Annotated in this window: 14 protein-coding genes and 1 riboswitch; of the genes, 11 read left to right on the top strand and 3 right to left on the bottom strand. The window is 66.9% G+C overall.

The genetic code is table 11. The annotated features are described in order from the left end of the window. Positions 1 to 309: 309 nt before the first annotated feature. The 3 genes from ACVCNR_RS08775 (at position 310) to serA (ending at position 4,181) form a co-directional block, all read left to right on the top strand. Entirely contained in the window at positions 310 to 1,059 is a 750-nt protein-coding gene (locus tag ACVCNR_RS08775) for an outer membrane protein (protein ID WP_447074440.1), read from the top strand. 187 nt (positions 1,060 to 1,246) lie between these two features. Next, positions 1,247 to 2,422, top strand: a complete 1,176-nt coding sequence (locus tag ACVCNR_RS08770) for a phosphoserine transaminase (RefSeq protein WP_447074439.1) — start codon at positions 1,247 to 1,249, stop codon at positions 2,420 to 2,422. Between the two features lie 160 nt (positions 2,423 to 2,582). Further along, positions 2,583 to 4,181, top strand: coding sequence for a phosphoglycerate dehydrogenase (serA, locus tag ACVCNR_RS08765; protein ID WP_354199751.1), 1,599 nt, complete (start codon positions 2,583 to 2,585; stop codon positions 4,179 to 4,181). A gap of 58 nt (positions 4,182 to 4,239) precedes the next feature. On the opposite strand, the gene ACVCNR_RS08760 is transcribed toward serA, so the two are convergent. After that, positions 4,240 to 5,139, bottom strand: coding sequence for a DMT family transporter (locus ACVCNR_RS08760; protein ID WP_354199750.1), 900 nt, complete (start codon positions 5,137 to 5,139; stop codon positions 4,240 to 4,242). Between the two features lie 197 nt (positions 5,140 to 5,336). On the opposite strand from ACVCNR_RS08760, the gene ACVCNR_RS08755 reads away from it, so the two are divergent. From ACVCNR_RS08755 to ACVCNR_RS08740, 4 genes are all read left to right on the top strand, one after another. Further along, positions 5,337 to 6,635: an adenylosuccinate synthase gene (locus ACVCNR_RS08755; RefSeq protein ID WP_354199749.1), complete on the top strand. Its 1,299-nt coding sequence runs from the start codon at positions 5,337 to 5,339 to the stop codon at positions 6,633 to 6,635. A 69-nt stretch (positions 6,636 to 6,704) separates the two neighbouring features. Then, entirely contained in the window at positions 6,705 to 8,345 is a 1,641-nt protein-coding gene (locus ACVCNR_RS08750; protein WP_447074437.1) for a hypothetical protein, read from the top strand. A gap of 77 nt (positions 8,346 to 8,422) precedes the next feature. Next, on the top strand, positions 8,423 to 9,076 hold the full coding sequence (locus ACVCNR_RS08745; protein ID WP_447074435.1) for a LysE family translocator: 654 nt from the start codon (positions 8,423 to 8,425) through the stop codon (positions 9,074 to 9,076). A gap of 90 nt (positions 9,077 to 9,166) precedes the next feature. After that, entirely contained in the window at positions 9,167 to 10,120 is a 954-nt protein-coding gene (locus tag ACVCNR_RS08740) for a DMT family transporter (RefSeq protein WP_447074434.1), read from the top strand. A 97-nt stretch (positions 10,121 to 10,217) separates the two neighbouring features. Here ACVCNR_RS08740 and ACVCNR_RS08735 read toward each other — a convergent pair whose 3' ends face one another. After that, positions 10,218 to 12,035, bottom strand: a complete 1,818-nt coding sequence (locus ACVCNR_RS08735; RefSeq protein WP_447074432.1) for an ABC-F family ATP-binding cassette domain-containing protein — start codon at positions 12,033 to 12,035, stop codon at positions 10,218 to 10,220. A 1-nt stretch (position 12,036) separates the two neighbouring features. Then, positions 12,037 to 12,681: a thiamine diphosphokinase gene (locus ACVCNR_RS08730; protein ID WP_447074431.1), complete on the bottom strand. Its 645-nt coding sequence runs from the start codon at positions 12,679 to 12,681 to the stop codon at positions 12,037 to 12,039. Positions 12,682 to 12,766: 85 nt separating this feature from the next. After that, a riboswitch (TPP riboswitch) is annotated at positions 12,767 to 12,880 on the top strand. Between the two features lie 42 nt (positions 12,881 to 12,922). Between ACVCNR_RS08730 and thiB the strand changes: the two genes are divergently transcribed. The 4 genes from thiB to ACVCNR_RS08710 all read left to right on the top strand — a co-directional run bounded on the left by thiB (position 12,923) and on the right by ACVCNR_RS08710 (position 18,073). Continuing rightward, entirely contained in the window at positions 12,923 to 13,921 is a 999-nt protein-coding gene (gene thiB, locus ACVCNR_RS08725) for a thiamine ABC transporter substrate binding subunit (protein ID WP_447074429.1), read from the top strand. A 178-nt stretch (positions 13,922 to 14,099) separates the two neighbouring features. Further along, a complete protein-coding gene (thiP, locus tag ACVCNR_RS08720; RefSeq protein ID WP_447074427.1) occupies positions 14,100 to 15,704 on the top strand; it encodes a thiamine/thiamine pyrophosphate ABC transporter permease in 1,605 nt (534 codons plus the stop codon). Next, on the top strand, positions 15,701 to 16,429 hold the full coding sequence (gene thiQ / locus ACVCNR_RS08715; RefSeq protein ID WP_447074425.1) for a thiamine ABC transporter ATP-binding protein: 729 nt from the start codon (positions 15,701 to 15,703) through the stop codon (positions 16,427 to 16,429). The genes thiP and thiQ overlap by 4 nt, the downstream gene beginning before the upstream one ends. A gap of 63 nt (positions 16,430 to 16,492) precedes the next feature. Beyond that, on the top strand, positions 16,493 to 18,073 hold the full coding sequence (locus tag ACVCNR_RS08710; RefSeq protein WP_447074424.1) for a M48 family metalloprotease: 1,581 nt from the start codon (positions 16,493 to 16,495) through the stop codon (positions 18,071 to 18,073). Positions 18,074 to 18,082: the final 9 nt, after the last annotated feature.

Raw genomic sequence — 18,082 nt, 5'->3', positions numbered from 1 at the left:
GTTTGCGTTGGACTGTTTTTTCAGGCAGTTCAGGCTGCAAGGGGGGCGGCAATCGCCTATGGCCGCGATAACCTTGCCGGAAGCGGAAAGGGGCGCGCCGGAGTTACCAACGGCGTTCACAGAGACTGCAAGACGGAGGAGGCTGGACGAGGGCAATTCCGCATGAACCTGAATTGCTCCATCGCAGGAGGCCAGCTAACTTCTTGTTAGCCTTAACGGTCATTTAACCGGCATGGTTAACAATGCTCCCTTGAAAGGCGGCTGGGGTTTACCTTTTCTCGACCAGCGCCAACCTCGGGAGTTGGTGACATGAAGCTCAAGACTTGCATCGCGACGATGCTGGCGACCGCACCGGCCGCTCTGATGACCACAGGAGCCCTTGCGGCCGATTACGATCCGCCGATCTTCGTGGAGGAAGCGCCCGAATATGTGCCGGTCGAGGTCGGCTCGGGCTGGTATCTGCGCGGCGACGTCGCCTATCTGCCGGAAAAAAGCTACAAGCATGTCGATTTTGGCTCGCCGGACATCAGCTATTCGGAGCGCGAAAAGCCGGTCTTCGCCAGCCTCGGCTTCGGCTACCACTTCAACGACTATCTGCGTGGCGACGTGAATGTCGGCTGGCTGCCGGGCAACAAGATCGACGTCGGCCTGTCCACGGCGGATGAATTCGCAACTGCCCGCGTGAAGAACAGCGCCTGGACGGCGATGGTCAACGGCTATGTCGATCTGGGAACCTATGTCGGCATCACCCCCTATATCGGCGCCGGCATCGGCGTGATGCAGTCAAGGAGCAGCCTGTCTCTCGACTACCAGGACTTGAACGATCCGAGCAACGATGTCTCGGCCTATGGCCGCAGGAACGAATATGCCTTCGCCTATTCGCTCAATGCCGGCGCGGCCTACCAGATCACGGACAATCTGGTGCTCGACGTGGGCTATCAGTATCTGTCCGCACCGGACGCCAAGTATTTCGCACTGGACGGCGCCGACGAAAGCGTGGTGCGCAAGGGCGTCGACAGCCACCAGATCAAGGTCGGCCTGCGCTACGATCTGTGGTGAGGGCTCCATCCCGAATCGACTGCGAAAGGGGCGGGCTTCGGTCCGCCCCTTTCGTTTGCGCGCCGCATCGGCCTGTCCCCCAAGCGACAGAAACTTTCCTCTTGACGCCGGAAGCGTGAGGGCATATCGCCGTCCGTGGGCCACCCCTCCCCAACGAGGGGCTTACTATCTGGAAGGATAGACCACGATGACCGCACTGCCTCTGCCGGACAAGCGTCCGGCCAATCCCCGTTTTTCCTCTGGTCCCTGCGCGAAGCGTCCCGGTTGGTCGCTCGAAGCGCTTACCGATGCCGCGCTCGGGCGCTCGCATCGCGCCAAGCTCGGCAAGTCCAAGCTGGCCGAGGCCATCGATCTCACCCGTGAAATCCTGCAGGTGCCGGCCGACTACCGCATCGGCATCGTGCCTGCTTCCGACACCGGCGCCGTCGAGATGGCGCTGTGGTCGCTGCTCGGCCAGCGCGGCGTCGACATGGTCGCCTGGGAATCCTTCGGCGCCGGCTGGGTGACCGATGTGGTCAAGCAGCTCAAGCTGCCCGACGTGCGCAGGTTCGAGGCGCCCTATGGCGAATTGCCGGACCTTGCGCAGATCGATTTCGACCGCGACGTGGTCTTCACCTGGAACGGCACCACTTCCGGCGTGCGCGTGCCCAACGGCGATTTCATCCCCGCCGGCCGGCAGGGCCTGACCATCTGCGACGCCACCTCCGCCGCCTTCGCGCAGCGGCTCGATTTCGCCAAGCTCGATGTCGTGACGTTCTCCTGGCAGAAGGTGCTGGGCGGCGAGGGCGCGCATGGCATGCTGATCCTGTCGCCTCGCGCCGTGGAGCGCCTGGAAAGCTACGTGCCGGCCTGGCCGCTGCCGAAGATCTTCCGCATGACCAAGGGCGGCAAGCTGATCGAAGGCATCTTCAAGGGCGAGACCATCAACACGCCCTCCATGCTGGCGGTCGAGGACTATCTCGACGCGCTGCGCTGGGCGAAGGAGATCGGCGGGCTGGATGCGCTGGTCGCCCGCGCCGACGCCAATTTCGCGGCGGTCGACCGTTTCGTGGAAAAGGCCGGCTGGCTCGGCCATCTGGCCGTCGATCCGGCGACGCGCTCCAACACCTCGGTGTGCCTGTCGATCGTCGATCCCGACATTACCGCCCTTGATGCGGACGGACAGGCGGCCTTCGCCAAGGGGCTGGTGTCGCTTCTCGACAAGCAAGGCGTCGCCTACGATATCGGCCATTATCGCGATGCCCCGCCCGGCCTGCGCATCTGGTGCGGCGCGACCGTCGAGGCGTCCGATCTCGAGGCGCTGGTGCCGTGGCTCGACTGGGCCTTCGCCGAGCAGAAGGCGACGCTGAAGAAAGCGGCCTGACTTAACTCAGCCCCTCACCCTTACCCTCTCCCCGTGAAGAACAGGAAGAGGGAGACCGCCAAGGTCGCGGCCCTCTCTCTTCTCCCCGTCATTCACGGGGAGAAGATGCAGGCAGGCAGATGAGGGGCGGCGCCAGACATCCCAATTCAAGGATACACCCATGCCCCGCGTACTCGTTTCCGACAAACTCTCCCCCACCGCCGTGCAGATCTTCAAGGATCGCGGCGTCGAGGTCGACTACCTGCCCGATCTCGGCAAGGACAAGGAAAAGCTGCTCGAAGTCATCAGCCAGTATGACGGCCTCGCCATCCGCTCGGCCACCAAGGTCACCGAAAAGCTGATCGCCGCCGCGACGAACCTGAAGGTCATCGGCCGCGCCGGCATCGGCGTCGACAATGTCGACATACCGGCGGCCTCGCGCCGCGGCATCATCGTGATGAACACGCCGTTCGGCAATTCCATCACCACCGCGGAGCATGCGATCGCGCTGATGTTCGCGCTGGCGCGCCAGATCCCGGAGGCCAACGCCTCCACCCATGAAGGCAAGTGGGAGAAGAACCGCTTCATGGGCGTGGAGATCACCAGCAAGACGCTGGGCATCATCGGCGCGGGCAATATCGGCTCGATCGTGGCGACGCGCGCCGTTGGCCTCAAGATGCATGTCGTGGCCTACGATCCGTTCCTGTCCGAGAGCCGCGCCGAGGAGCTGGGCGTCGAGAAGGTCGAGCTGGACGAACTGTTCGCCCGCGCCGACTTCATCACCCTGCACACGCCGCTGACCGACAAGACGCGAGGCATCATCAATGCAGAGGCGATCGCCAAGATGAAGGACGGCGTGCGCATCATCAACTGCGCCCGCGGCGGCCTGGTCGTCGAGGCCGATCTGGTGGCGGCGCTGAAGAGCGGCAAGGTGGCGGGCGCCGGCGTCGACGTGTTCGAAATCGAGCCGGCGACGGACAACGCACTGTTCGGGTTCGAGAACGTGGTCTGCACGCCGCACCTCGGCGCCTCGACCTCCGAGGCGCAGGAAAACGTCGCCCTGCAGGTGGCCGAGCAGATGTCGGACTACCTCATCAAGGGCGCGGTTTCCAACGCCATCAACATGCCGTCGATCACCGCCGAGGAGGCGCCGCGCCTGAAGCCGTTCGTCAAGCTCGCCGAGGTGCTCGGCGCTTTCGTCGGCCAGGTCACCGAGGACCCGATCAAGGAGGTCGAGATCCTGTTCGACGGTGCCACCGCGCAGATGAACACCAAGGCGCTGATCAGCGCGGCCCTTGCCGGGCTGATCCGTCCGCAGGTGGCCGACGTCAACATGGTGTCGGCGCCGATCATGGTGAAGGAGCGCGGCATCATCGTCGCCGAGGTCAAGCGCGACAAGTCGGGCGTGTTCGACGGCTACATTAAATTGACGGTCAAGACCGAGCACAGGGAGCGGGCCATCGCCGGCACCTGCTTCTCCGACGGCAAGCCGCGCTTCATCCAGATCAAGGGTATCAATCTCGATGCCGAGGTCGGCCAGCACATGCTCTACACCACCAATGCCGATGCGCCGGGCATCATCGGCCTCTTGGGCACGCTGTGCGGCAAGAACAACGTCAACATCGCGAACTTCGCGCTGGGCAGAAACCGGCCGGGCGGCGATGCCATCGCGCTGCTCTACCTGGACGGGCCGTTCCCGGAGAACGTGCTGGAAGAGGTCCGCGCCCATCAGGCGATCGATTCGGCCAAGCGGCTGCAGTTCGACGTCAACGGCATGTGAGAGATAAGACGTATGTGAGACGACGCGGCCGGCCCGGAAGAGCCGGCCGCTTTTTTTGTCAGGGCAGGGGCGTGGCGTTGCGGCGTCCGTCATATTCGGCGATCAGCACGCCGGACAGCACCAGCGCCAGCGCGACCGCGTGATAGGTTTCGAAATCCTCGCCGAGGATCGTCACCGCCAGCAGCGCGCCCCAGATCGGCAGCAGGTTGATGAACAGGCCGGCACGGTTGGCGCCGATCAGCTCGACGCCCTTGATGTACATGATCTGCGCCAGCAGCGACGGGAACAGCACGATATAGGCGATCACCGCCCACCCCCGCGCATCGGGCAGGATCAGCGCGCCCGCGGCGGCTTCGGCCCATACAAAGGGCAGGGCGCCGAGAACGGCGCCGGCGCACAGCGCCACCATCAGGCTCATCCAGTTGAGTTGCGGCTTGCGCCGCAGCGCGGCGGTGTAGAAGCCGTAGGTGAAGATGGCGACGATCATCAGCGCATCGCCGAAATTCACGTCGAGTTCCAAAAGCCGCTTCACCTCGCCATGGGTGGCGGTGACGACGATGCCGGTGAAGGACAGGAGGAAGCCGGCGATCTGCGCCGCCGAGCTGCGGGTGCCGAACAGGAGATAGGACAGGATGAACACCAGCAGCGGTATCGCGCCCTGCTCGATGCTGACATTGGTGGCGCTGGTGTAGAGCAGGGCGCTGTAGAGGGCGACGCTGAACAGCGTGAAGCCGATGGCGCCCATGGCCAGCAGGTACCATTTGCGGTCGCGCAGCACCGCCCAGTCCCTCACGATCTCGCGGCGGCCGGCGATGGCGAGGATGGCCAGCACCAGCCCCCAGCGCATGGCGGTGAGGAACATGGGCGAGACATGGCCGACCGCCAGCTTGCCGGCAATGGCATTGCCGGCCCAGAACAGCGTGGTCGCCGCCAGAAGGACATACGGGTTCTGCATCATGAGCGAGAGCTTGGGCGTGCATTCCAGAAGTTGTAATGCGCCTTCATGCCAGATAAATCGCGCCGAAGCCAAAATTGTTGTGCCGCTGGGGCGCACAAGCGGCAAACAAAGGTCGCGCGCGGCGTTCCGGGACGCTATAGAGGCCTGTCGTTTTTACGGGCGCGTCCAGGTGGCGGCCCGATGGAAGGGAAGAAGACATGGCCAATGTGGTGGTCGTCGGCTCGCAGTGGGGCGACGAAGGCAAGGGCAAGATCGTGGACTGGCTGTCGGAGCGCGCCGATGTGGTGGTGCGCTTTCAGGGCGGGCACAATGCCGGACATACGCTCGTCGTCGACGGCAACGTCTACAAGCTGTCGCTGCTGCCGTCGGGCGTGGTGCGCAAGGGCAAGCTGTCGATCATCGGCAATGGCGTGGTCTTCGATCCGCATGCTTTCGTGGCAGAAGTGGAAAAGCTGCGGGCCCAGGGCGTGGAGGTGACGCCCGAGCGCCTGAAAATCGCCGAAAATACGGCGCTTATCCTGTCCCTGCACAGGGAACTGGACGGCTTCCGCGAGGATGCGGCCTCCAATTCCGGAACGAAGATCGGGACGACCCGGCGCGGCATCGGCCCGGCCTATGAGGACAAGGTCGGGCGTCGCGGCATCAGGGTGATGGATTTGGCGGACCTGGACACGCTGCCGGCAAAGGTGGATCGCCTGCTGACGCATCACAATGCGTTGCGCAAGGGGCTTGGCCATGAGGAAGTGGCGCATGAGACGATCATGCAGGAACTGACCTCGGTGGCCGAGAACGTGCTGCCCTACATGGACCGGGTGTGGAAGGTGCTGGACGACAGCCGCAAGGCCGGCGAGCGCATCCTGTTCGAGGGCGCGCAGGGCACGCTGCTCGACATCGACCACGGCACCTATCCCTTCGTCACCTCGTCCAACACGGTGGCGGGACAGGCGGCGGCGGGCTCCGGCATCGGCCCGGGGGCGCTGAGCTATGTGCTGGGCATCACCAAGGCCTACACCACGCGCGTCGGCGAAGGGCCGTTCCCGACCGAGCAGGTCAACGAGATCGGCGAGTTCCTCGGCACGCGCGGCCATGAGTTCGGTGTCGTCACCGGGCGCAAGCGCCGCTGCGGCTGGTTCGACGCGGTGCTGGTGCGCCAGGCGGTGGCCGTCAACGGCATCAAGGGCATCGCGCTCACCAAGCTCGACGTGCTCGACGGGCTGGACGAGATCAAGGTGTGCACCGGCTACATGCTGGACGGCGAACTGATCGACTATCTGCCGGCCAGCCAGGGCGCGCAGGCGCGCGTGCAGCCGGTCTACGAGACACTGGAAGGCTGGAAGGAAACCACCGCCGGCGCCCGGAGCTGGAACGACCTTCCGGCGCAGGCCGTCAAATATGTGCGTCATATCGAGGAACTGATCGGCGCCCCCGTGGCGCTGCTTTCAACCAGCCCGGAGCGGGACGACACGATACTTGTGACCGACCCGTTTCAGGACTAACTATGCCCGTTCGGCGGGGCATGGCAGCGCGCGCCATGCCCCCCGGCAAAAGGACAGGTCGACTGAAGCATGGCAGATTTCGTTGCGGTTCTGAAAAAGACGCTCGGCGGTCTCGGCGACACCACGCCTGAAATCCGGGCCAAGGTCTACGACAAGGCCCGCGCGACGATCGCCGCCAAGCTGGCCGCGCTCGATCCCGCGCCGCCGGCCGCCGTGGCCGAGCGCCAGAAGAAGATGCTGGAGGACGCCATCGCCACGGTGGAGCGCGACTACGCGCCACCGCCGGCACCGGACGTCGACCCGCTGGCGGAGCTGGAGAACCTGTTCTCCTCGATCGACCGCAACAAGAACCAGCAGACCCATACCGCCCCCTCGGCCTTCGTGCCGCCCGCGCCCAAGGTCGAGCCCGTCGCCGGCCCGCCGGTGCCGAAGCCCGCGGAACACGCTGTTGCGCCGCTGCCCGTCGACGTGCCGGCGGAAAAGCCGCAATCGCCGGCCGCGACGGCGTCCGGGGCCGAGCGCGAGCCATCGCCCCGGCCCGCTCCCGTCTTTCCTGCACAGCCCGTGCCGGAGCGCCCGCTGGCCGGCAGCGCGGTTCCTCCGCAGGATGCGCCCCGGGCCGAGGATGTGGACGACGTGTTCGACCATCCGCCCGAGACGGCCCCGCTGGAACGGCGGCCGGAGCTGGCGTTCGACGACGCCGAAGAGGGTGAGCGCCGCAGCTACAAGGGGCTGATCGCCGCCGTCGTGGCGCTGCTGGTCGTGGCCGGCGGCGGCTACGGCATCTGGCTGAACAAGGACGCCTTCGGTGACCTGTTCGGTTCCGGCAGCGGCGAGCCGAAGCCGGTCGTCGTCAAGCCGGTGAAGGTGCCGCCGCCCAGCGAGGACACAGCGGCGGCCGAACCGGCGCAGCCGGAGCCCGCCCCGGCGCCCGCCAATGGCGGGGAGGCATCGGAGAGCACCAAGTTCACCCAGCGCCTGCTGCCGGACGGCAATGAGACCGACCCCGGCCCGGCCGGCGGCGGCAGCTCGATCGGCGAGGGCTCGTCCGTGGTTTCGCTGACCACGCCGCCAGCCGCGGTGGCACCCGATTCGGGCCAGGCTCCCGGTCCCGCGCCATCCGGCCAGCAGAACGAGGCCGGGCAGGCCGGCGTCGCCGTCGGCCAGAAGGCGATCTATTACGAGGAGCGCACCAACGTGGCGCAGGGCTCGGCCGAGACCGGCAATGTGGTGTGGTCGCTGGTGCAGGAATCGCCGGGCGGCGACGAGCCGCCGGAGCCCGCTATTCGCGGCGAGGTGCAGGTGCCGGGCAAGGATGTGCAGCTTCGCATGACCATCCGCCGCAACGCCGACGAGACGCTGCCGGCCAGCCACATTATCGAGATGATCTTCCTGACACCCGCCGGCTTCGAGGGCGGCGGCATCGACAATTTGCTGCGCATCGCGCTGAAGAAGGCCGAACAGGAGGCCGGCAGCCCGCTGATCGGCATTCCGGCCAAGATCGCCGACGGCTATTTCCTCGTCGCGCTCAACGACACCAAGGCCGACGAGGACGCCAATCTGGCCCTGCTGCGGAACCAGGAATGGATCGACGTGCCGGTGGTCTACAAGTCCGGCCGCCGCGCCCTGCTGACCATGGAAAAGGGCATTCCGGGCGACAAGGTGTTCGACGAGGCGATCAAGGCCTGGCAGGCGAAGACCTCGGGATAAGGCAGGGCACAAGGTCGTGGCGGAGCGCCGGGCCCGCCGCCGGAACTGCCCGGGAGGGGCAGGGGAGAGGGGTTGTCATGGAAATCGTCATTCCGAGCGCGGCCAATCTCGGCCTGTTCGTCGTTGCGGCCGTGGTCCTTCTGGTCGTTCCCGGGCCGGCCGTTCTCTACATCGTGGCACGCTCCATGGCGCAGGGACGCAAGGCCGGGCTGGTGTCCGACATCGGCATCCATTCCGCCACGCTGGTCCACGTCATGGCCGCGGCGCTCGGCCTTTCGGCGCTGCTTGCTTCCTCGGCTGTCGCCTTCTCGGTCGTCAAATATGCAGGGGCGGCCTATCTCATCTGGATCGGGCTGAAGAAGATCTTCGGCCGCGATGAGGAGGATGCCGACATCGGGGCGGGGATGAAGGCGCGCTCCTATGGGCGGCTGTTCCGCGACGGTTTCGTCGTCAACCTTCTCAATCCCAAGACGGCCTTGTTCTTCCTCGCCTTCCTGCCGCAATTCATCGAGGTCGAGCGCGGCCATGTGGCGATGCAGATCGCCTTTCTCGGCCTTGTGTTCACGCTGCTCGGCTTCATCAGCGACGGGTGCTATGCGCTGGCGGCCGGTGCGCTCGGCGAGCGGTTGCGGCAAAGCCGCGCCTATCTGCGCTTCGAGCGCTATGTCAGCGGCGTGCTGTTCATCGGGCTCGGCGTCAGCGCCGCCTTTGCCGGAAACAACCGCAAGTAGGATCGGCCCGTCGGGAATCGGGTCGAGCACGGCAAGTCCCTGTGGCATGGCTTCGGCCGGTGCGGCATGGTGGCCGTCATGAGGTGAGCGATGTCGAACGAAATTCCGGCCAACCGACCGATGACCCTGGCCGAGTGGGCGACACTTCTTTTCCTGTCGATCCTGTGGGGTGGGTCGTTCTTCTTCAATGCCGTCGCGGTGAAGGAACTGCCGGTGTTCACCGTGGTGGTCGGGCGGGTGGCCGTGGCGGCGGTGCTGATGCTCGGCCTGCTCAGGATCATGGGCCTGAAGCTGCCCGGCCAGCGGCGCATCTGGGCGGCCTTCTTCGCCATAGGTCTCCTCAACAACGCCATTCCCTTTTCGCTGATCGTCGGCGGCCAGCAGCACATCGCCTCGGGCGTCGCCTCGATCCTCAATGCCGCGACGCCGCTGTTCACCGTGCTGTTCGCCCATTTCCTGACGACGGATGAGAAGATGACGGGCAACCGGCTGGCCGGGGTGCTGGTCGGCTTTCTCGGGGTCGCCGTCATGGTCGGCCTCGACGCCGTGCAGGAACTGGGCAGCCATGTCACGGCGCAGTTCATGTGCCTGTCGGCCACCGTCTCCTATGCGCTGGCCAGCATCTACGGGCGGCGCTTCCGCGCCATGGGCGTGCCGCCGCTGGTGACGGCGACGGGGCAGGTGGTGGCGGCGAGCGTGCTGCTCGTTCCGGTGATGCTTTTGGTCGACCGGCCGTGGACGCTGCCGATGCCCGGCCTTGGCGCGCTCGGCGCAGTGGCCGGACTGGCGGTGCTGTCGACGGCGCTCGCCTATGTGCTGTTCTTCCGGCTGCTGGCCACGGCGGGCGCCAGCAATCTGGCGCTGGTCACCTTCCTCGTGCCGGCCAGCGCCATCCTGCTCGGCTTCCTGTTCCTCGGCGAAGTGCTTCTGCCGCGCCATCTGGCCGGCATGGCGCTGATCGGCCTCGGCCTTGCGGCGATCGACGGGCGGCCTTGGCGGGCGATGCGCCGGCGAGGTGCAGCCTCGGCTGCGAACAGGGGTTGATGCGTCGGTTCGTCGTCATTCCGGAAGCTTGCCGAGGATGAAAAAAACGGCGGCCAATCGCCACGCGACTGGGATGACGACGCGTGTTTGAAAGGGGCTACCCCTCCAGTTCCTCGCGCAGCATTTCCAGTTCCAGCCATTCCTCTTCCATCGCGGCCAGTGTCGCGCGTTCCTTGTCGAGGGCGGCAATGGTCTTCTGGAAGCCGACCGGATCGCGGTCATAGAAGCCCGGATCGGCGATCCGGTCCTCGAGCCGGTTGATCGTGTCGGTCGCCGCCTCGATCTTCTTCGGCAGGCTCTCCAGTGCGAATTTCTGCTTGTAGGACAGCTTTTTCGACGCGACCTTCGCCGTCTCCTGCGGCTTCGCGGCCGGCTGTTCCTCGTTGCCGGCGGTGCGGGTGCGCAGCTTGCGGTCGTCCAGCTTCGATGCGCCGCGCTGCGAAAGCATGTCGGAATAGCCGCCGGCATATTCGATCCAGCGCCCGTCGCCGTCGGGCACGATCACGATGGTCACGGTGCGGTCGAGGAAGTCGCGGTCGTGGCTGACGAGGATGACCGTGCCGGCAAAGCCCGCCACCAGTTCCTGCAACAGCTCCAGCGTCTCCATGTCGAGGTCGTTGGTCGGCTCGTCCAGCACCAGCAAATTGGCGGGGCGGGCCAGAACGCGGGCGAGCAGCAGCCGGGCGCGTTCGCCGCCGGAAAGCTCGCGCACCGGCGTGCGCGCCTGCTCCGGCTTGAACAGGAAGTCCTTCATGTAGGAGACGACATGGCGCTGCTCGCCATTGATGACGAGGCTCTCGCCGCGCCCGTCGGTGAGGTAGTGGGACAGCGTCTCTTGTGGATCGGCGGCATCGCGCTTCTGGTCGAGCGTGGCGATCTCCAGATTGACGCCGAGGCGCACGCTGCCCGTGTCGGGCGCAAGCTCGCCGGTCAGCATCTTGAGCAGCGTGGTCTTGCCGGCGCCATTGGGGCCGACGAGGCCGATGCGGTCGCCGCGCTGGATGCGGGTCGAGAAATCCCGGACCACGACCAGATCGCCGAAACTCTTGGAGATCGATTTCGCCTCGATCACCAGCTTGCCGGATTCGGCGGCGTCGCTGGCCACCATGGTGGCGGTGCCTTCCGCGCCCCTGTGGCCGGCGTGGCGCTGGCGCAGCGCCTGCAATTCGCCAAGGCGGCGCACATTGCGCTTGCGCCGGGCGGTGACGCCATAGCGCAGCCAGTGCTCCTCGCGCGCGATCTGGCGGCCGAGCTTATGCTGCTCGCGCTCCTCTTCCTCCAGAATCTTATCGCGCCATTCCTCGAAATGGGCAAAGCTCCGGTCCAGCCGCCTTGTCTGGCCGCGATCCAGCCAGACGGTGGCGCGCGAGACGCGCTCGAGGAAACGGCGGTCGTGGGAAATGACGACCAGCGCCGAGGCGGAACGGATCAGCTCTTCCTCCAGCCATTCGATGACATTGAGGTCGAGATGGTTGGTCGGCTCGTCGAGCAGCAGGATGTCCGGCTCCGGGGCCATGACGCGGGCAAGGGCGGCGCGGCGCGCCTCGCCGCCGGAAAGCTCGGCCGGTATTTCCTCGCCGGTGAGGCCCAGATGTTCGAGCAGATAGGTGGCGCGGTAGGGATCGTCGGCGGGGCCGAGGCCCGCCTCGACATAGGCGCGCACCGTGGCGAATCCGTCCATGTCGGGCGCCTGCGGCAGGTAGCGGATGGTGGCCGTGGGCTGGCGGAAGATCTCGCCGTCCTGCGCTTCGGCGAGGCCGGCGGCGATCTTCAGCAGTGTCGATTTGCCGGAGCCGTTGCGGCCGACCAGCGCGATGCGGTCGCCGGGGCCGACGGTGAGGTCGGCGCCGTCGAGCAGCGGCGTGCCGCCGAAGGTGAGGCGGATGCCGGCAAGGTTGAGAAGCGGCGGGGCCATGTCAGCCTTCCTTTCCGGCCAGCGGATGGGCGAGCAGCATGGCGCGGCCCTGTGCGAGTTCGACGCTGAGCGTGCCGCGAACCTCGTTCGACATGGTGAGCGACGAGCCGAACGGCACCGTGACCGAGGCCAGCTCCCATTTCGCGCCGCGCACGGTGAGGCCGGCCAGATCCGAAAAGCCGAGGATCGAAAACAGCGTGCCTTCGGCATAGTCGAAGGTTGCCGCCGCATGCGGCAGGGGCCGCCCTTCCTGCGTGCCGCTGGTCAGCAGCACGTCGACGCCCGTCTCGGCCAGCCGCAGCGCCAGCGCCAGATGCAGGAAGGCATGGTCGGCGCGGGCGCCGCCGAAGGCGCCGGCCAGCACCAGCGCGGTCGCGCCCTGTTCCAGCGCGATGTCCACCGCCAGTTCGCCGTCGGTGCTGTCCTTGTCGGAGGGGAATTGTCGCTTCGGCACCGTTTTCAGGCGTTCCGGCAGCACCGGGGGGGCGGAATCGAAGTCGCCCACCCAAAGCTCCGGCACGATGCCGAGGGTTTCGGCATGGCGGATGCCGGAATCGGCGGCGACGATGCGCGTTCCCGCGATCTGGCGGTCGAGGGCGGGGGTGCGGACAAGCTCGCCGCCGAGAAGGATGGTGTATCGGCTCATGGGACGAGGGCATTAGCAGCCCCGTCCGTGGAACGGAAGAGCGCCGCCTCTCTTGCGTCGCGGCGCGCGGGGGCCTATTTCTGAAAATGCTCTAACGGGGTGCCGGACGCGTCAACGCGGCCCGGCTGAGAGGCCTCAAAGCCAACCCGCTGAACCTGATCCGGCTTGTACCGGCGGAGGGATTAGAAGCTGTCGGACAGCCGGCGCCTCGACCCCCTGAGACGAAACCAAGGAGGCGCCGATGCGCACAGTGCTTTTATCCCTTCTGTCGGCTGCGGCCCTGTTGGCCGCCGCGCCCGCTTCGGCGCAAGGCAAGCTGACCATCTACACCTATGACAGCTTCACCGCCGACTGGGGCCCCGGCCCGCAGGTGAAGACGAATTTCGAGGCCGAATGCGGCTGCGAGGTCGATTTCGTCTCGGTGGCCGATGGGGTGGCCCTGCTCAACCGGCTGAAGCTGGAAGGCGCCTCCACCAAGGCCGACATCGTGCTCGGCCTCGACACCAACCTCACCGCCGAGGCGCGCGGCACCGGGCTGTTCGTGGCCCATGGGGCGACGCCGCAGGTGGATGTTCCAGGCGGCTGGAACGACGATATGTTCGTGCCCTACGACTACGGCTATTTCGCCGTGGTCTACGACACCGAGAAGCTGCCCAATCCGCCGGCCAGCCTCAAGGAGCTGGTCGAGGGCGACAAGGCGCAAAAAATCGTCATCCAGGACCCGCGCACCTCGACGCCGGGCCTCGGCCTGTTGCTGTGGGTGCGCGCCGTCTATGGCGACGAGGCGGGTGCTGCCTGGGAAAAGCTGAAAGGCCGCGTGCTGACGGTGACGCCGGGCTGGAGCGAGGCCTACGGGCTGTTCACCAAGGGCGAGGCACCGATGGTGCTGTCCTACACCACCTCGCCCGCCTATCACATGATCGCCGACAAGACCGAGCGCTATCAGGCCGTCGCTTTTTCCGAAGGGCATTATCTTCAGGTCGAGGTGGCCGGCATCACCATTGCCGGGGCGAAGAACCCGCTGGCCGAACAGTTCCTCGCCTTCATGACCGGGCCGGGCTTCCAGAATGCGGTGCCGGAAACCCAGTGGATGTACCCTGCGGCCAAGACCAGCAAGCCGCTCGACCCCGCCTTCGACAGGCTGGTGAAGCCGGCCAGGACCCTGCAATTCAACCCGCAGGAAGTGGCCGACAACCGCAAGGCCTGGGTGGACGAGTGGCTCGGCGCGATGGGCCGGTAGTCCACTTTTCGATGGCGTGCTTTCGTTCCTTTCCGGTCCCGTCTTCCCGACGCGTTATTGGCGCGGCGCGGTTGAGGGTTTTGCCGGCGGAAATGAGGCCTTTCATCTCCTTATTTTTACGCAATTCCGGACGGAAAACCGCTTCACACTTTTCCTGGAATTGCTCAATGGCCGCGCCATGACCGATTTCCGCATCACGGCCGGCATCGTGGCGCTGGCGGCGATCTCGCTGCTGATCGGCGGGGCGTTCGCCGGGCTGATCGTCGAGGGGGTGCGCGACCTGTCCGGCGCGGTTGCCGCCTTCGATCCGTATATGCTGAGGGTCGCGCGCTTCACGCTGTGGCAGGCGCTGTTGTCGACGCTGCTCTCGGTGGTTCCGGCGTTGTTCGTGGCGCGGGCTTTGGTTCGCCATCCGCATTTTCCGGGGCGCGGCCTGATCCTGCAACTCTTCGCCGTGCCGCTGGCGCTGCCGGCCCTCGTCGCGGCGCTGGGCGTGCTGGCGCTCTATGGCCGCGCCGGCTATTTCGCTGGCCTGCTCTCCGCGCTCGGCGGCGACACATGGCCGGGCATCTACGGGCTGTCCGGCATCCTCGTCGCGCATGTGTTCTTCAACCTGCCTTTGGCGACGCGGCTGTTCGTGGAAGCCCTCCAGACCGTACCGTCCGACCAGTGGCGGCTGGCGAGCCAGCTCGGCATGGGCGCGCGGGCCGGCTTCCGGCTGATCGAATGGCCGGTGCTGCGGCAGGCCCTGCCGGGCGCGGCCGGGCTGGTGTTCATGCTGTGCGTCACCTCCTTCACCATCGTGCTGACGCTGGGCGGCGGGCCGCGCGCCACCACGCTGGAGGTGGCGATCTATCAGGCGCTGCGCTTCGATTTCGACCCCGCCCGTGCCGTGGCCCTGACCGCCTTGCAGGTGGCGCTGACGCTGGCCATCGTCTTCGTGCTGACGCGGCTGGGGGCCAACACGGCGGCGGAGGCCAACCTGTCGGTGGCGCCGCGCCGCTTCGTCTCGGTCGGCGGGGGAGAGACGGCGCTCAACGGTCTCCTGATCGCACTGGCGCTGCTGTTCGTCGCCGGCCCCATGGCGGCGACGGTGGCGGCGGGCTTGCAGGCCGAGCTGGGCCGCCTCGTCCTGGAACCCGCGGTGCAGCGCGCCGCGCTGACCAGCCTCGTGCTGGCGCTGTTGTCGGCGCTGCTGGCGGCCGCCCTTTCCATGGCGCTGGTGATGGCAAGGCGGGCGCTTGCCCTGCGTGCCACCGGGGCGCGCCGGCCGCTGCTCGAATATGCCACCGATACGGGAGCCGGCTTCGTGCTGGTGGTGCCGCCGATCGTCGTCGGCGCCGGCTGGTTCATCCTGCTGCGCCATGTGGCCGATGTGTTCGCGCTGGCGCCGGTGCTGGTCGTCACCGTCAATGCGGTGATGGCGATGCCGTTTGCGCTGAGAGCCTTGCGCCCGGCCTATGATGCGGCGAGCGCCCGCCATGAGCGGCTGTGCGCGCAGCTCGGCATCGCCGGCTGGACGCGGCTTCGGCTGATCGACTGGCCCTCGCTGCGCCGGCCGTTGGCGACGGCGGCGGCCTTCGCCATGGCGCTGTCGCTCGGCGATCTCGGCGTGATCGCGCTGTTCGGCTCCGATGCGGTGCAGACCCTGCCCTATCTGCTGCTGGCGCGCATGGGCAGCTACCGCACCGCCGATGCGGAAGGGCTGGCGCTCCTTCTGGGGTTGGCCTGCCTCGCCCTGATGTTCCTGTCCAGCCGGCTGGCGAAGGAGACACGGCAATGACGCGCAGCGCATCATCCGGCGCCGAGGTGCGGCTGGACGAGGTGACGTTCAGCTATGGCGAGGCCGTGTTCGGGTTCGACGTGGCGTTCCGGCCCGGCTGCATCACCGCCGTGATGGGGCCGAGCGGATCGGGCAAGTCCACGCTGCTCAACCTCGTTGCCGGTTTCGAGACGGCGGCATCGGGGCGGGTGCTGATCGGGGACCGGGACGTCACCGCCGATCCGCCGGCGGCACGGCCGGTGTCGATGGTGTTCCAGGAAAACAACCTGTTCGCGCATCTCACGGTGGAGCAGAATGTCGGGCTCGGCCGCTCGCCGTCGCTGCGACTGAGCGATGCGGATCGCACGGCGGTGGCCGGGGCGCTGGAGCGCACCGGACTCGGCGGCAAGGGAAAACGCCTGCCGCGCGAATTGTCGGGCGGCGAGCGCCAGCGGGTGGCGCTGGCGCGGGTGCTGGTGCGGGAGCGGCCGGTGCTGCTTCTGGACGAACCCTTCGCCTCGCTCGGCCCGGCCCTGCGCGAGGACATGCTGGAACTGGTGGCCGGCTTGCAGGCCGAACGGGGCATGACGGTGCTGTTCGTCACCCACCAGCCGGAGGATGCGCGCCGCATCGCCCATGACATGGCTTTCATCGAGGAGGGAAGGGTGGCGGCGACGGGGCCGGTCGAGGAATTCTTCGGAGAGGGTGGACCGGAAGCTTTCCGACGCTATATCGGCGCTTCCTGAGCGCGATTGCATGGCCTTGCCCGGAAGCGGACATAATTTGCCATCAATGCGACATTAAGGAATATGGCAAGAGCGGTCGAATCGTGGCCGGCTGCCAATAAGGGGCACGGTCGCGGTCTGCGCCGCACGCGAGGAAAGGAAGCCCATCTGTCGTCCGTCCTGAACCCTGACCGGAGGCTGTCGTCGGCGCGGGCGCTCGCGCTGGCCGGTATCGTCGTGGCGCTGGCGGCCTGTCAGGCCATCGTGCCGCCGGACATGCAGGAATCGGCCTTCCGGCCTTCCGACAAGCCGGTGACGGTCGACAATGTCACCGCCAACAACAAGCTGGCGGAACTGGCACGGGCGCAGCACCCGCGCATCCTGGCGACCTATGGCGGCGAATATTCCGACCCCAAGCTGGAGCGCATGGTGGCCAAGGTGATCGGCGGCCTGACCACCGTGTCCGCCAACCCGACCCAGAACTACCGCATCACCATCCTCAACTCGCCCAATGTCAACGCCTTCGCGTTGCCGGGCGGCTATCTCTACATCACCCGCGGGCTTCTGGCGCTGGCCAACGATTCCTCGGAACTGGCGGCGGTGGTGGCGCATGAGATGGGTCACGTCACCGCCAATCACGGGTTGCAGCGGCAGCGGCTGGAGGCGGAAGAGGGGCTGGCCACCAAGGTCGTCTCCGACGTGCTGGGCGACAGCCCGACCGCCAAGGCGGCGCTGATCCGCGGCAAGCTGCGGCTGGCCCAGTTCTCGCGCAACCAGGAACTGGAGGCCGACGGCATCGGCATCAAGTCGGTGGGCGAGGCGGGCTACGACCCGTTTGCCGCCAGCCGCTTCCTGCAATCCATGTCGGCCTATACGGATTTCCGCTCGGTCAGCGGCGCCACCGACGCCAGCCTCGACTTCCTCGCCACCCACCCGAACACGCCGCAGCGCATTGAACTGGCGCTGCGCCATGCGCGGCAGTTCGGCCAGCCGGGCGTCGGCTCGCGTGACCGCGACAGCTACCTGGCCGGCATCGACGGGCTGCTCTACGGCGATACGCCCGACGAGGGCTATGTGCGCGGCAACACCTTCCTGCACCCGAAGCTCGGCATTTCGTTCTCGGTGCCGGACAACTTCATGATCGACAATTCGGCCACCGCCGTCACCGCGACCGGGCCGGGCGACATGGCCGTGCGCTTCGACGGGGTGACGCTCGACGCCAACCGCTCGCTGGGCGACTATATCCGCAGCGGCTGGGTCGCGGGCCTCGATACCTCGAGCGTGCGCGAGACGACGATCAACGGCAATCCGGCGGCCACGGCGCGGGCGCGTGCCGAAGGCTGGCAGTTCGACGTCACCGTCATCCGCGCCGGCAGCCAGGTCTACCGGCTGCTCACGGCGGCACCCGCCGCCAGCACCTCGCTGGACAGCGTGGCCGGCGTGGTGGGGGGCTCGTTCCGCATTCTCAGCCAGGCGGAACGGGACGCGCTGAAGCCGCTGCGCATCCGCATCGTCACGGTCCGGGCCGGCCAGACCATGGGCACGCTGGCCGCCCAGATGGTCGGCGTCGACCGCAAGCTCGACCTGTTCAGGGTGCTCAACGCGCTGGCGCCGGGAGCGACCCTTTCGGCCGGCGACAAGGTCAAGATCGTCACAGACAGATAGGTGTCGGCG

This window comes from Aquamicrobium terrae (assembly GCF_052978165.1).
This window is presented reverse-complemented; position numbering and strand designations above follow the sequence as displayed.

Excerpts from the sequence above, each read along its gene's own strand:
- ACVCNR_RS08730 (WP_447074431.1), bottom strand. The coding sequence starts at position 12,681 with ATGAGCCGATACACCATCCTTCTCGGCGGCGAGCTTGTCCGCACCCCC.
- thiQ (WP_447074425.1), top strand. The coding sequence starts at position 15,701 with ATGACGCGCAGCGCATCATCCGGCGCCGAGGTGCGGCTGGACGAGGTG.
- serA (WP_354199751.1), top strand. The coding sequence starts at position 2,583 with ATGCCCCGCGTACTCGTTTCCGACAAACTCTCCCCCACCGCCGTGCAG.
- ACVCNR_RS08740 (WP_447074434.1), top strand. The coding sequence starts at position 9,167 with ATGTCGAACGAAATTCCGGCCAACCGACCGATGACCCTGGCCGAGTGG.
- ACVCNR_RS08760 (WP_354199750.1), bottom strand. The coding sequence starts at position 5,139 with ATGATGCAGAACCCGTATGTCCTTCTGGCGGCGACCACGCTGTTCTGG.
- ACVCNR_RS08770 (WP_447074439.1), top strand. The coding sequence starts at position 1,247 with ATGACCGCACTGCCTCTGCCGGACAAGCGTCCGGCCAATCCCCGTTTT.
- ACVCNR_RS08750 (WP_447074437.1), top strand. The coding sequence starts at position 6,705 with ATGGCAGATTTCGTTGCGGTTCTGAAAAAGACGCTCGGCGGTCTCGGC.
- ACVCNR_RS08710 (WP_447074424.1), top strand. The coding sequence starts at position 16,493 with ATGGCAAGAGCGGTCGAATCGTGGCCGGCTGCCAATAAGGGGCACGGT.
- thiP (WP_447074427.1), top strand. The coding sequence starts at position 14,100 with ATGACCGATTTCCGCATCACGGCCGGCATCGTGGCGCTGGCGGCGATC.
- ACVCNR_RS08735 (WP_447074432.1), bottom strand. The coding sequence starts at position 12,035 with ATGGCCCCGCCGCTTCTCAACCTTGCCGGCATCCGCCTCACCTTCGGC.
- ACVCNR_RS08775 (WP_447074440.1), top strand. The coding sequence starts at position 310 with ATGAAGCTCAAGACTTGCATCGCGACGATGCTGGCGACCGCACCGGCC.
- ACVCNR_RS08745 (WP_447074435.1), top strand. The coding sequence starts at position 8,423 with ATGGAAATCGTCATTCCGAGCGCGGCCAATCTCGGCCTGTTCGTCGTT.
- thiB (WP_447074429.1), top strand. The coding sequence starts at position 12,923 with ATGCGCACAGTGCTTTTATCCCTTCTGTCGGCTGCGGCCCTGTTGGCC.
- ACVCNR_RS08755 (WP_354199749.1), top strand. The coding sequence starts at position 5,337 with ATGGCCAATGTGGTGGTCGTCGGCTCGCAGTGGGGCGACGAAGGCAAG.